Genomic DNA, 12,414 nt, shown 5'->3' with positions numbered 1-12,414 from the left:
GGTTGAGTTCCGCGACGGCGTCCGCCACATTCAAGCTGCCGCCTGATCAAGCGTCACCAACTTTCGAGCATATCTCGCAAGCGCCTGCAGCCGGTCCAGGAGCCGCAAGCTGGCGTCAGTCAGCGGGACTAGGTGAGGGCGGTGCATCTTCATACGCTCACCAGGGATGCGCCACAGGCGGGCTTCGCGGTCGATCTCGGACCATGAAGCGAATCTGATTTCATTCGTGCGTACAGCGGTGTGCAGGATAAGCGTCAGCCCCAGCCGCGTCTGCCGGCTCATGTCCGGGTCGCCGCACATGATGCGGAACAGTTCGGGCACCCTTTCAGCCGGTAGCGCAGCGCGATGCTTGACGCGAGGTGACGCGGAAAGTGCCTTGTTCAGCCCAATGGCGGGATTTGCCTCGGCCCGCCCGGTTACAATCGCCAGCATCCACATGTCTTGGAATTGCTGGCGCAGGCGCTTGCTTACGTCCCGCACACCTCGCGCTTCCATCTTGCGCAGGACCGCCAGAAGATCGGTGGCAGCTATCGAAGCAATAGGGCGATGCTCCAGATCGGGTACCGCGTCAGCCGCGATGCGATTCCAGACTGCATCTGCATAGCGAGGCTTCCATCCGCTGCGCTTGGTCTGAAACCACTCCAGGGCAAGCTGGCCGAAGGTCATGGACGTGTCAGCAACTGCTCCACCCTTCGGATCACCACCACGCTCGATAAGCAGCCGCAGATTCGACAACTCGGCTCGCGCCGCCGTCAGGCTGATCGTCGGGTACTGTCCCAGCGTCTTTGTCTGGACCTTTTTCCCCTGCCGATAGGTGATGCGCCAGAATTTCGCGCCTGTCGGTCGAACGTCTAGGAACAGCCCGCCAGCGTCCTTTACGCGATACGGCTTATCCTGCGGTTGCAAAGCCCTGATTCTATTGTCGTTAAGTGTCTGCGCCATCTGTTGTAACGTGCCCATCGCGAGTTGCAGCAACATTACAACATGAGAAGCTAGATTGTGGTCGATCTTCACATGCGGCAAATGCGCCACGATTGATTTCCTTGGGAAATCTGCCGCGCAGATGGAGCGAGATCAATCTTCTGGGAAGCCCTGGTACCCGAGGTCGGACTCGAACCGACATGCCTTGCGGCGGCGGATTTTGAATCCGCTGCGTCTACCATTCCGCCACTCGGGCCCTAGGGTTGCCGCATAGCCGGTTCGGGGCCGGGCGGCAAGAGGCTCAGGCGCGCCCGAGCTTTTCCAGACGGGCCGAGCGCAACCGGGCGAAATCGTCGCCGGCGTGATAGGACGAGCGGGTGAGCGGCGTGGCCGAGACCATCAGGAAGCCCTTGCCGAAGGCCGATTTCTCGTAGCCCTTGAATTCCTCGGGCGTCACGAAACGGTCGACGCGGTGGTGCTTGGGCGTCGGCTGCAGGTATTGGCCGATGGTCATGAAGTCGATATCGGCGGCGCGCATGTCATCCATGACCTGCAAAACGCCCTGCCGGTCCTCGCCCAAGCCCACCATGATCCCGGATTTGGTGAACATGGTCGGGTCCAGTTCCTTGACTTTCTGCAACAGCCGCAGCGAATGGAAATAGCGCGCGCCGGGCCGCACGGTCGGGTAAAGGCCGGGCACGGTTTCGAGGTTGTGGTTGAACACGTCGGGCCGGGCCTCGACCACGGCTTCCAGCGAACCGGGCTTGGACTTCAGGAAGTCCGGGGTCAACACCTCGATGGTGCTGTCGGGGCTTCGGTGGCGGATGGCGCGAATGGTCTGGGCGAAATGCTCGGCCCCGCCATCGTCCAGATCGTCGCGGTCGACCGAGGTGATGACGACATGCTTCAGCCCCAGCTTCTGCACCGCATGGGCGACGCGGCCGGGCTCGAACACGTCCAGCTTGTCGGGCCGACCGGTGATGACATTGCAGAAGGAACAGCCACGGGTGCAGATATCACCCATGATCATCATGGTGGCGTGACCCTGCGACCAGCATTCGCCGACATTCGGGCAGCCGGCCTGTTCACAGACCGTGCTGAGGCGGTTCTCGCGCAGGATGTCGCGGGTCTGCTTGTAGCCCTCGCTGGTCGGTGCCTTCACCCGGATCCAGTCGGGCTTTTTCGGCTGCGCCTGATCGGGCTTGTGGGCCTTTTCGGGGTGGCGCAGGCGGGGCGGCAGGGTCTCGGCCATCGGGGCACCTTTCAGGGTGGTTCAAGGGCTAAATAGTCGCTTTGACGCAAGGGATCAACGCTGCTGTCGGGGGAACCGGCGCCGCAGCGGCGGGTTGAGCGCAGCGGCATGGCAGGTTTGCGGGGGATGCATGGCACTTGGCGACAGGATCGAGGTCGATGACCGGATGCAGCAGGGCTATGCCTATCTGCTGGAGGCGGCTGAAGGCGCGATCGATCATGACGGGTTCGCGCCCTTCTACACGCCCGCCCAGATGCTGGCGATGGGGGTCTTCGAGGGCAAATACCTGAACGATTGCCGGGACGAGTTTCCTGCGGATTGGTTTGAAGGTGCGAAGCTGTCAGACCGCCCGAACGAGAGCCTGAACTATTTCGGCATCAAGAGCCGCCAGCCGCTGTCGGAATGGCGGCGCAAGGGCTGGATCGTCGAACCCGATCCGCGCGGCTGGTTCCAGTGGTATTGCCGCTATTACCTTGGCCGCCGTCTGCCGGGGGTGGATGACTGGCAGGTGAAACGCTGGCGCGGCTTTGCCCGCCATGCCGGGCAGGTGCGCGCCAATTGCGAGCCGGGCAACCCCTTCTGCCGCCCGCGCCAGCGCCAGGCACTGCTGCAATGGGCGCATGACTGCCTGATCTAATCGGTGAGGAAATCATCCTCGAAGGGCAGCGATGTCAGGTTCTCATGCCCCGTCTCGGTGATGACCACCTGGTTTTCCAGCTTGATCCCGCAGGGTCCGCCCACCTCGCCCAGGTAGACCTCGACGCAGAGGCACTGGCCGGGTTCCAGCACACCGTCATAGCCGCTGCTCTCCAGATCCTCGGGGTAACGGATCGAGGGCCATTCATCGCAGAGGCCGATGCCGTGATACATGACGCCGTAGCGCTGCGCCCGGAAGCGTTCGGGCAGGCGGTGGCCGATCTCGGTCAGTTCCCGGAAGCCGAGGCCGGGGCGCAGCAGGGCCTGGTTGGTCTCGACATGCTCCAGCGCCAGCTTGTAGAGGTCCTTCTCGTAATCTGTGGGTTTCCGGTCGCCGATCTTCCAGGTCCGGCTGAGATCGGCGCAATAGCCATAGGTGCCGATCATATCCGTGTCGAAGGCGAGGATATCGCCATTCTGGATGACGCGCGGCCCGGCCTCCTGAAACCACGGATTGGTGCGGGGACCCGAGGAGAGGATGCGGGTCTCGATCCACTCGCCGCCGCGGATATGGTTGCCACGCTGCAATTCGGCCCAGAGATCCACCTCGGTCAGACCGGGCCGGGCGAGGCTGCGCATCTCGCCGATGGCGGCCTCGCAGGCGGCAATGGCGCAGCGCATGGCGTTCAACTCGTTTGCGTCCTTGATGGCGCGGGCCTTCTCGGTCAGTTCAATCCCGTTCATGATCTCGATGCCCAAGGCTTCCAGCGCGCGCTGGCCGGGAATCTCGATCCGATCAACGGCGAGGCGGCGGTTGCCGCCGGCATGGGCACGCAGCAATTCATCAACCTGAGCTGTGAACGTCGCCGCATGTTCCTCGGTGCGGTCCCCGGATTCGAAATAGAAGAAGCTGGCGCCGTGGCGCAAGTCGCTGATCAGCGGCAGATGTGCCGACAGGTGATCGCAGCCGTGGAAATCCCACAGCACCACATGGCCCGAGGCGGCGACGAAACAGGCGCGCGCCGGGTTGTGCATCGTCCAGATCTGCATGTTCGTGGTATCGGTGGCATAGCGGATGTTCAGCGGATCGAACATCAGGAGCCCGCCATAGCCGCGCGCGGCCAGCGCATCGACCAGCCGCGACAGGCGGTATTCGCGCAGGCGCGTGAGATCGGGCGGCGTCAGACCGCGCGCCGCCCATTCGCGGAAAGCCAGATCGGTCGGGCCGATCTCGACCCTGTCATTGTCATTGGGCGAGCCATCGGGCAGCAGCGCCCCGCGCGAGGCGCGGCGGCGCGTGGGATCGATCCTGCGGTTCGAAACCGGAAAGGGCGAGGCGAATTCCATGGGCGACCTCCCTGCCCGGCCTGCGCCGGGTTTCCGGGTCAGTGAACCACGCGGACGCATTGCGGGGCAAGGTTGCGATACGCGCCCTACCCGATCAGCGGCGAGCCCTTGCCATAAGTTTCGGCGTAGTGCCGTTCCAGCCGCATCAGCGCCAGCCGCAGCACGATCTTGCCCGAGCGCGCCGACCACGAAAGCCGGCGTTCGGTCTGCTCGATCCCCTCGAGGTAGCAGCAGACCCGCAGCACCACATCGCCCAGACCCGGCCCCAGATCGCGCAGCGCCACCGCGACGCGGTTGCGGGCCGATTCCGAGCCGCCGCGATAGCCGGTGCCGGCGCGGCTCACGTCGATGCCCGCGGTCATGAACCCGTCCCAGTTCTGCGTCACCCGCGGGCCAAGCTGCGCCAGTTCGAAATCCTCGCGCAGCCTTTCGCCCGCTGCCACCATCCCGGCGTTCAGAAAGGGCTGACCGTTGCTCTCGCGGCGGCGGGCCAGCAGCAGAAGCGGGCTTTCGGCGATATTGACCCGGCTGCGGCGACGCCGGCCATCGGCGGGATCGCGGATCTCGCACTCCGACCAGACCCGGTGCTGCTGAGCGGCCTCGGGGCCGAGATCGGGGGCATCGTCACCGGCCACGGCTTCGACGGCACGAGCGTTCTGGAAATCGCCCGGACGCGGCATGGCCGCGCCCGTGTGGGGCAGGTTCACCCGCTGCCGCAGCGCCGCGCGCCCGGCCGGGACGATCGCATAGCTGATCACCCGGCCCTTGCCAACCTGCGCCACCCAGCCATTCAGCGCCATGGCCTCGGCCAGCCGGCGATCCAGGATGGCGGTGCGCAGACCGTCGCGGGTGATGATCGCCTTTTCCATCCCCGCCACCACCATCATCAGCGCCCCCGGCTCGGCCAGCCGGCGCAGCGCACTCAGCGCCTCGCGTCCCTCCAGCGAAACCGCCACTGGTCGCTGCTCCAGCGCGCCGTCGATCAGCACATCGTCGCGCCGTGCCTCGAACCTGCGGATCCGGCGCAACACGGTCGAGGCGTGGCAGCCGGTTTCGCGCGCGATGGCGCGGATGCTCTCCCCGCCCTCGACATGGCGCAGGTAAAGCCGGGCATCGTCGGGTACGGGCATGGTCTTGGCCGCAGCCTGCGGCGCTCCGGCGTCCAGATCGAAGCTGAAATCATCGGTCAGTATCGTCATCTCTGGTCCCTTGCGATCCTTGGGCTGGCCGGGCGGCGGGCCATCCAAGGGTTGAAATCTCACGGTAGAGCTGCGGCTCGAGCCCTGCAGCTAGCCGCAACAATCCCTAAGAATCCCTAAAGAATTCCTTTCCGGGCGCGCGCTGCATTCAGCGCGGCGGCAACACTTCCCTGAATTGTATCAAACTGATGGCCTGATCTGCGAAAGGACCGCGCCATGACCGCCATGCCCAATATCATCGCCTTCCGCCCGCTGCCGGTGGATCAGCCGCTGCGCCGCCCCTCGATCCTGATCCGGGCCGCACGGGCCGGTCAGGCGGGCTGGCGGCGCAGCCGCGATCTGCCGCGCCTGTTGCGCAGCGATACCTGCCCGCGCCCGGGTTCGGCCCTGCCTCGGCTGCGCGCGGAAGAGGCGCTGATGGATGCCGCCCGCAAGGACGGCGATGCCGGCTATGACCTGAGCCGCCACGTGTTGCTGATGATCGCGATCCTGGCCGAGATGCGCGCCGCCGTGGCCGAGACCCCGGCGGCGGTCGCGATCCCCGGCATCCGCGCCGCGATCAGCGCCCGCGGAAAAGCGACCCCAGCACACCCCTGACCAGCGCCTGCCCGGACTTGGACCCGAGTTGGCGCGCAAGGCTTTTGCCGAAGACCTCGGCAATGCTGTCCGATCGCGACGAGCGGCTGGAACTGCCGCCGCTGCTGCGCGCGCGCGAGGTCTCCTTGATCTGGATATCGGGGTTATAGCGGCGCGCCTGCTTGAACTCCTTGTCCATCTGCCACAGGTCCGCGTCATTGCCGGCCGCCCCGGCCTCGGCGCTTTCCTTGGCCGCCGCTTCCGCGCGTTTCGCCAGAATCTCCTGTGCCGATTCGCGGTTCAGCACCTTGTCGTATTTCATGCCCATGGTGGAATTGGCCATCACCGCCTGCCGCTCGGCATCGGTGATCGGGCCAAGCTGGCTGAAGGGCGGGCGGATCAGCGTGCGCTGCGCCATGCCCGGAACGCCCTTGTTTTCCAAGAGCGACGTCACCGCCTCGCCGGTGCCCACGGCCTGGATCGCCTCGGCGATGTCGAATTCCGGGTTCGGGCGATAGTTTTCCGCCGCCATGCGCAGCGCCTTCTGGTCCTTGGCGGTAAAGGCGCGCAGCGCGTGCTGGACGCGGTTGCCAAGCTGCCCCAGCACATCCTCGGGCACGTCGGCGGGGTTCTGGCTGATGAACCAGACACTGACGCCCTTGGATCGGATCAGCCGCGCCACCTGCTCGACCTTGTCGGTCAGGGCCTTGGGTGCATCGTCGAACAAGAGATGCGCCTCGTCGAAGAAGAAGGCTGCCTTGGGCTTGTCGGGATCGCCCACCTCGGGCAGCTGCTCGAACAGCTCGCTCAGAAGCCACAGGAGGAAGGTCGAATAAAGCCGCGGCGCGTTCATCAGCTTCTCGGCGGCGAGGATGTTGATCATCCCCTTGCCCGAGGCATCGACGCGCAGGATGTCCGACAGGTCCAGCGCCGGCTCGCCGAACAGCTTGTCGCCGCCCTCGTTCTCGAGAACCAGCAGCGACCGCTGAATGGCGCCGACGCTGGCCGGGCTGATATTCCCGTATTGCCCCGTCAAATCGCCGGAATTCTCGTCAAGCCAGGCCAGCATGGCGCGGAGGTCGGCCATGTCGGCCAAGGCGAGCCCCTGTTCGTCGGCAATGCGGAAGGCGATGTTCAGCACGCCCTCCTGCGCATCGCTGAGGCCCAGGAGCCGCGACAGCAAGAGCGGCCCCATCTCGGCCGGCGTGGTGCGGACCGGATGGCCCTTCTCGCCCCAGATGTCCCAGAAAGTGACCGGAAATTGCTGGTAGTCCATCGTCAGCCCGATCTGGGCGGCGCGTTTCTGGAAAGGCTCGTTCAGCTTCGATTCGGTGCTGCCCGGTTTGGCCAGCCCCGAAAGATCACCCTTCACATCGGCCAGGAACACCGGCACCCCCGCCTTGGACAGGGTTTCGGCCAGCGTCTGCAGCGTCACCGTCTTGCCGGTGCCGGTCGCCCCGGCGATCAGCCCGTGGCGGTTGGCATACTTCAGCAGCAGGTTCTGCGCCTGCGCGTAATCCGCGCCGCCCCCGCCCACGAATGCCGTGCCCGCCTCGAGATCCAGAATATCGGCCATCTGCCTGTCCTTCCCTGTCGTCTTTCAGCCGCTTATGCCAGACTTCCGCCGCTCAGGTGAAGCCTGTATGCTCAACATGCCCGGAAGTGACCGCTAAGTCCTTGACCGCCCGGGCGGGCTGGGAAACTGTAGCTGAACCCCGCCGGAAAGCCCCCATGCGCGTCGCCTATCTGATTAACCAGTATCCCAAGGTCAGCCACAGTTTCATCCGGCGCGAGATTCTCGCGCTGGAGCGTCAGGGCGTGAGCGTGCATCGCATGGCCCTGCGTGGCTGGGATGCCGAGGTGGTCGATCCCGAGGACCGGAACGAACAGGCGCGCACCTCCTATACATTGCAGGGCGGTCTGGAGTCTCTGGTGGGGTCGGTCTGGCGCCGGCTGCGCCGCGATCCGCGCGGGCTGTGGCGGGCGATCCGCGCGGCCAGCGCCATGTCGCGGAACGGCATGCGGCCCTGGCCCTATCACATGGTCTATGTCGCCCATGCCTGTCGGATCATGGACTGGCTCGAGGTCGAACCGGCCAGCCACATGCACGCCCATTTCGGCACCAATACCGCCGAGATCGCGCTGCTGGTCAAACTGCTGGGCGGACCGGGCTACAGTTTCACAGTCCATGGCATGGACGAAGCCGACAATGCCGCGCGGCTGCATTTCCAGCGCAAGATCGGTGAGGCCGGGTTCGCTGTCGCGATCAGCGGCTTTTCCCGCAGCCAGCTGATGCGGGCGGTGACGCCGGACCTGTGGGACCGGATCAAGGTGGTGCATTGCGGGCTGGAGCCCGACAGCTTCACTACCGCCCCGTCTCCACCGGAACAGGCGCCGTTTCTCTGCATCGGCCGGCTCAGCCCGGAAAAGGGCCATCTGATCCTGCTCGACGCCTTTGCCGCCCTGCGCCGCGACCACCCCGAGGCGCGTCTGGTGCTGGCCGGCGACGGCGATCTGCGCCCCGAAGTCGAGGCGCGCATCGCCGCGCTCGGCCTTGGCGATGCGGTGCGGATCACTGGCTGGATCAGCTCCGATCAGGTGCGGCGCGAACTCGAGGCCTGTCATACGCTGGTTCAGCCGAGCTTCATCGAGGGCCTGCCGGTGGTCATCATGGAAGGCATGGCGGCGGGGCGGCCGGTGATCTCGACCTATGTCGGCGGCATTGCCGAGCTGGTGCAGCCGGGCAGGACCGGCTGGCTGGTCACGGCGGGCGATCCCGTGGCGCTTGCCGATGCGATGCGCGAGGCGCTGGTCCTGCCCGATGCTGCGCGTGCAGAGCTGGCCGAGCTAGCCGTTGAACGGGCGCGCGTCCGCCACAATGTCGATACCGAGGCGGCCAAGCTGCGCGACCTCTTCGCGGGCGGGGGCAAGCAGTGAGTCTCGCCCCGGCGAAACGGCTGGCAAAATCGGCGGCGCTGGCGCTGGCCACGGCGCCGGTCCTTTATCCGTGGCTGCGGCGCCGGGCGCTTGGCGGCGACAAGATCACCATCCTCTGCTATCACACGCTTGGCCCCGACGGTGATGACATGGACGCCTGGACCGTGCTGCATCAGGGCGAGTTCCGCCGCCAGATCGCCCTGTTCCGCCGGGATTACGACATTGTCAGCCTGGATCAGGCGCTGGATGGGCCGCGCTCGTCCCGCCCGCAATTGGTACTCACCTTCGATGATGGCGATATCGGGCTTTACACCCATCTGCTGCCGATTCTGCGAGAGGAAGGTCTGCCGGTGACAGTCTATGTCGCCACCGGCCAGATCGCCGATCAGCGGCCCTATTGGTTCGACCGGGTGATGAACGCGCTGCAGGGGTCGGGCGAGCGGCAGATCGACCTGAGCGGTGCGGGTCTGGGGCGCTGGACCGTTGGCCCCGATCACGGGCCGGGTCGCTGTGCGGCGATCGGCGCGCTGCTCGAGGCGCTTAAGACCGTCGATCCTGACCGGCGCGAGGCCATGGCCGACCGGGTGATCGCAATGGCCGCCCCGGTCACGCCGCCCCGAACCCCGGTTGGCCCGATGAGCCTTGTGCAACTGCAGGAATTCGCCGCCCACCCCGGCGTCACGATCGCCGCGCATAGCCATTGCCATAACCTGCTGGATCAGATTCCTCTGGCCGAGGCCGCCGACAGCATCGCCCTGTCCCGCAAACTGCTGCAGGACTGGACCGGGCAGGAGGTGCGGCATTTCGCCTATCCAAACAGCAATCACAACGCGGTGCTTCGGGCCGAGATGGCGCGGCAGGGCTTTGCCTCGGCCACAGTGCTCGACAATGCGCTGACCCCGCGCGATCAGGACCGCTTTGCGCTGTCGCGCCTCAACGTTGGCCGCTTTGGCCAGATCAACCGGCTGCGGTTGCGCATGGCCGGGAAGTGAAAGGATCTTCATGTCCAGACGTGTCCTGCTGACCGGCGGCGCCGGTTTCATCGGTTCGCACAGCTATGTCGCGCTGGTCGAGGCCGGTTTCGAGACCGTCATCCTCGACAGCTTTGCCAATGCCCATCGCGACGTGCCCGAGCGGCTGGCCCGGATCACCGGCCGCCCGACGCCGGTGATCGAGGCCGATATCCGCGACAGCATCGCCGTGCAGAAGGCTATGGACGGCGGCAGGTTCGATGCGGTGGTGCATTTCGCCGCGCTGAAAAGCGTGCCGGGCAGCGAGGCCGATCCGGTCGGTTATTACGACGTGAATGTCGGCGGGCTGGTCAATGTGGTCTGCGCGATGCAGGCCCACGGCATCAGCCGCATGGTCTTTTCCTCCAGCGCCGCCGTCTATGGCGAGGCCGAGGTGATGCCGGTCACCGAGGACAGCCCGGTCCGGCCGCAGAATGTCTATGCCCGCACCAAGCTCGTCGGCGAAGACTTCCTGGCTGCCGTCCGCCGGGCGAACCCGGATTTCGCCCTTGGCATCCTGCGCTATTTCAACCCGGTCGGCGCGCATGAGTCTGGCCTTATCGGCGAGGATCCGGGCCAGCCCGCCGGCAATCTGGTTCCGGTCATCGCGCAGGTCGCGGCGGGTCGGCGCGAGAAGCTGATGATCTTCGGCGACGACTGGCCCACCCCCGACGGCACCGCGATCCGCGACTATATCCATGTCGAGGACCTGGCGCGCGGCCACGTCCAGTCACTGGAACGGCTGCTGCAACCAGGGGGCGAGGGCAGCCATCTGGTCAATCTGGGCACCGGTCGGGGCCATACGGTCCGCGAGGTGATCGACTGCTATGAAAAAGTCTCGGGCCAGCCGATTCGGGCCGAGATCGCGCCGCGCCGCGCCGGCGATGCGGCCATTTCCTATGCCGATACGGGCCGTGCCGAGCGGCTTCTGGGCTTTCGCGCGACCCGCGATCTGGCTTCGATGTGCGCCAGCAACTGGGCCTTCATGCGCGCAAAAGCATAATTTCGCCACCGAATACACGCAACGCGCGAATTTAATGGGAACTGTTAACCTTTCCTTGCTATGATCAAGGGGTCGGGGCCAGCACCTGCCGGTCGCGACTCTTCCTCCCTGTTGGACTAGCCGCGCCCTCGGGCGCGGCCTTTTTTGTGATCGCACATGTCTGATTGACCTGTTGACGGATCACGCCCCTGCGACTAGCGTGCGCTCAATGATGACCGGCCAGTCCGGCAGGGAGACACGCCATACAGCGTGAGAGGGGTCGCGGCATTGTCGCGGCCCTTTTAGTTTTGCCCGGCTTGCAGCCCGTCCGGCCCGCCCCGGCGGCATTTCGCGTTGCGCGCCCGGAGCGGATCGCGTTCAACGCATGTTGACCCGGGCCGCGCGCGATGCGCGCTGACATTCAGGAAATCCCGTGGTAAGTCGCGTTCAAGGTTCTGGAAAAGGGAATAAATCCACCATGGCTTACAAGAGTTCTTCGGCCCTTCTGGCCGCCATCCTGCTGATGGCGGGGCCTGCTCTGGCGCAGGAAGCGGCGCCGACCACCCAGCCCGAGACCGCCGAGAGCGCAACGCCGGAAGCCGCCGCGCCGGCAGCCGATGCTGCCGCGACCGCCGAAGCACCCGCAGCCGCGGACCAGGCCGAGGCCGCCGTCGATGGCGCCACCGCCGAGGCAACCGAGGCGGCGACTGAAGCCACCACCGAGGCCCCTGCTGCGGATGCTGCTGCCGCACCTGCCGCCGATGCCGCAACTGCTCCGGTCGATGCCGCTGCCGCGCCTGCCGAAGCTCCGGCCGCCGATACCGCCTCGACCGAGCCGCAGGTCGGCGCCTATTACCTCAAGGCCACCCATGGCGACTGGACCATCCGTTGCATCAAGGCCCAGGAAGGCCAGCCCGATCCCTGCGAGCTCTACCAGCTCCTGAAGGACGGCGAGGGCAATTCGGTCGCCGAGGTCACCATGATCCCGCTGAGCCAGGGCGAGGCCGCCGCCGGCGCGACCATCGTGGCACCGCTGGAAACCGACCTCATTCGCGGTCTTGGCCTCAAGATCGACAGCGCCGCACCGCGCGGCTACCCGTTCAACTTCTGCGCCCCGGTCGGCTGCGTCTCGCGCATGGGCTTCGACGCGGCGGGACTGAACGGCCTCAAGCGCGGCAATAGCGCCACCGTCTCGCTGCTGCCCTTCGCCGGTGATCCGGAGAACCCGGTCGAGCTGCCGATGTCGCTTGCGGGCTTCACCGCCGCCTTCACCGAGCTCGAGGGCATCGCCAAGGAAGCGCAGGAACAGCTGGCCGCGCAGGCCGAAGCCGCCCCCGCCGCTGAGGCCCCGACTGACGGCGAGGCCGCCCCGGCCAACTGATCCGCCTCAGGGGTCTGAAATCAGCGAGCCGTGCCCCACCGGGCGCGGCTTTTTTCATCGGCGCATCGTTTGGCTCTGTCCCGCCTATTCCACCACCGGCAAGAGCTTGTTCACCGAGTCCTTGGCATCGCCGTAGAACATGCGGGTGTTGTCCTTGAAGAACAGCGGGTTCT

General features: G+C 66.0%; 11 protein-coding genes and 1 tRNA gene. 6 read left to right on the top strand and 6 right to left on the bottom strand.

The annotated features are described in order from the left end of the window. Positions 1-30: 30 nt before the first annotated feature. The 3 genes from Q1A36_RS20460 to lipA all read right to left on the bottom strand — a co-directional run bounded on the left by Q1A36_RS20460 (position 31) and on the right by lipA (position 2,173). On the bottom strand, positions 31-1,032 hold the full coding sequence (locus Q1A36_RS20460) for an integrase arm-type DNA-binding domain-containing protein (protein WP_299847873.1): 1,002 nt from the start codon (positions 1,030-1,032) through the stop codon (positions 31-33). A gap of 61 nt (positions 1,033-1,093) precedes the next feature. Beyond that, positions 1,094-1,177, bottom strand: a tRNA-Leu gene (locus tag Q1A36_RS20455). Between the two features lie 45 nt (positions 1,178-1,222). Continuing rightward, positions 1,223-2,173 (bottom strand): lipoyl synthase, encoded by a 951-nt coding sequence (gene lipA, locus Q1A36_RS20450; protein ID WP_299847871.1) that lies wholly within the window; start codon positions 2,171-2,173, stop codon positions 1,223-1,225. A 130-nt stretch (positions 2,174-2,303) separates the two neighbouring features. On the opposite strand from lipA, the gene Q1A36_RS20445 reads away from it, so the two are divergent. Further along, entirely contained in the window at positions 2,304-2,810 is a 507-nt protein-coding gene (locus tag Q1A36_RS20445) for a hypothetical protein (protein WP_299847869.1), read from the top strand. Here the strand turns inward: Q1A36_RS20445 and dddP are convergent. Further along, complete coding sequence (gene dddP, locus Q1A36_RS20440; protein WP_299847867.1) at positions 2,807-4,156, bottom strand: dimethylsulfonioproprionate lyase DddP; 1,350 nt, start codon at positions 4,154-4,156, stop codon at positions 2,807-2,809. The genes Q1A36_RS20445 and dddP overlap by 4 nt on opposite strands. Positions 4,157-4,242: 86 nt before the next feature. Beyond that, on the bottom strand, positions 4,243-5,355 hold the full coding sequence (locus tag Q1A36_RS20435) for a DUF6456 domain-containing protein (protein ID WP_366141616.1): 1,113 nt from the start codon (positions 5,353-5,355) through the stop codon (positions 4,243-4,245). Between the two features lie 216 nt (positions 5,356-5,571). On the opposite strand from Q1A36_RS20435, the gene Q1A36_RS20430 reads away from it, so the two are divergent. Continuing rightward, positions 5,572-5,952 carry a DUF6477 family protein gene (locus Q1A36_RS20430; RefSeq protein ID WP_299847865.1) on the top strand — a complete coding sequence of 127 codons (381 nt, stop codon included), beginning with the start codon at positions 5,572-5,574 and terminating at the stop codon, positions 5,950-5,952. On the opposite strand, the gene Q1A36_RS20425 is transcribed toward Q1A36_RS20430, so the two are convergent. After that, positions 5,915-7,507, bottom strand: a complete 1,593-nt coding sequence (locus Q1A36_RS20425) for a helicase HerA-like domain-containing protein (RefSeq protein ID WP_299847863.1) — start codon at positions 7,505-7,507, stop codon at positions 5,915-5,917. The two genes, Q1A36_RS20430 and Q1A36_RS20425, sit on opposite strands and share 38 nt — an antisense overlap. 155 nt (positions 7,508-7,662) lie before the next feature. On the opposite strand from Q1A36_RS20425, the gene Q1A36_RS20420 reads away from it, so the two are divergent. The 4 genes from Q1A36_RS20420 to Q1A36_RS20405 all read left to right on the top strand — a co-directional run bounded on the left by Q1A36_RS20420 (position 7,663) and on the right by Q1A36_RS20405 (position 12,241). After that, a complete protein-coding gene (locus tag Q1A36_RS20420) occupies positions 7,663-8,868 on the top strand; it encodes a glycosyltransferase (protein ID WP_299847861.1) in 1,206 nt (401 codons plus the stop codon). After that, complete coding sequence (locus tag Q1A36_RS20415; protein WP_299847859.1) at positions 8,865-9,860, top strand: polysaccharide deacetylase family protein; 996 nt, start codon at positions 8,865-8,867, stop codon at positions 9,858-9,860. Before Q1A36_RS20420 ends, Q1A36_RS20415 begins: the two co-directional genes overlap by 4 nt. 10 nt (positions 9,861-9,870) lie before the next feature. Continuing rightward, positions 9,871-10,881, top strand: coding sequence for a UDP-glucose 4-epimerase GalE (galE, locus tag Q1A36_RS20410; RefSeq protein WP_299847857.1), 1,011 nt, complete (start codon positions 9,871-9,873; stop codon positions 10,879-10,881). A gap of 457 nt (positions 10,882-11,338) precedes the next feature. Beyond that, the gene (locus Q1A36_RS20405) at positions 11,339-12,241 is read left to right on the top strand and encodes an invasion associated locus B family protein (RefSeq protein WP_299847856.1); all 903 of its coding nucleotides are present in this window, start codon (positions 11,339-11,341) and stop codon (positions 12,239-12,241) included. Positions 12,242-12,414: the final 173 nt, after the last annotated feature.

This window comes from uncultured Paracoccus sp., assembly GCF_947487305.1.
GTDB lineage: Bacteria > Pseudomonadota > Alphaproteobacteria > Rhodobacterales > Rhodobacteraceae > Paracoccus.
Note: the sequence above shows the minus strand (reverse complement) of the source record. Positions and strands in the feature narration are given on the sequence as shown.

Excerpts from the sequence above, each read along its gene's own strand:
- lipA (WP_299847871.1), bottom strand. The coding sequence starts at position 2,173 with ATGGCCGAGACCCTGCCGCCCCGCCTGCGCCACCCCGAAAAGGCCCAC.
- Q1A36_RS20445 (WP_299847869.1), top strand. The coding sequence starts at position 2,304 with ATGGCACTTGGCGACAGGATCGAGGTCGATGACCGGATGCAGCAGGGC.
- dddP (WP_299847867.1), bottom strand. The coding sequence starts at position 4,156 with ATGGAATTCGCCTCGCCCTTTCCGGTTTCGAACCGCAGGATCGATCCC.
- Q1A36_RS20435 (WP_366141616.1), bottom strand. The coding sequence starts at position 5,355 with ATGACGATACTGACCGATGATTTCAGCTTCGATCTGGACGCCGGAGCG.
- Q1A36_RS20430 (WP_299847865.1), top strand. The coding sequence starts at position 5,572 with ATGACCGCCATGCCCAATATCATCGCCTTCCGCCCGCTGCCGGTGGAT.
- Q1A36_RS20425 (WP_299847863.1), bottom strand. The coding sequence starts at position 7,507 with ATGGCCGATATTCTGGATCTCGAGGCGGGCACGGCATTCGTGGGCGGG.
- Q1A36_RS20420 (WP_299847861.1), top strand. The coding sequence starts at position 7,663 with ATGCGCGTCGCCTATCTGATTAACCAGTATCCCAAGGTCAGCCACAGT.
- galE (WP_299847857.1), top strand. The coding sequence starts at position 9,871 with ATGTCCAGACGTGTCCTGCTGACCGGCGGCGCCGGTTTCATCGGTTCG.
- Q1A36_RS20405 (WP_299847856.1), top strand. The coding sequence starts at position 11,339 with ATGGCTTACAAGAGTTCTTCGGCCCTTCTGGCCGCCATCCTGCTGATG.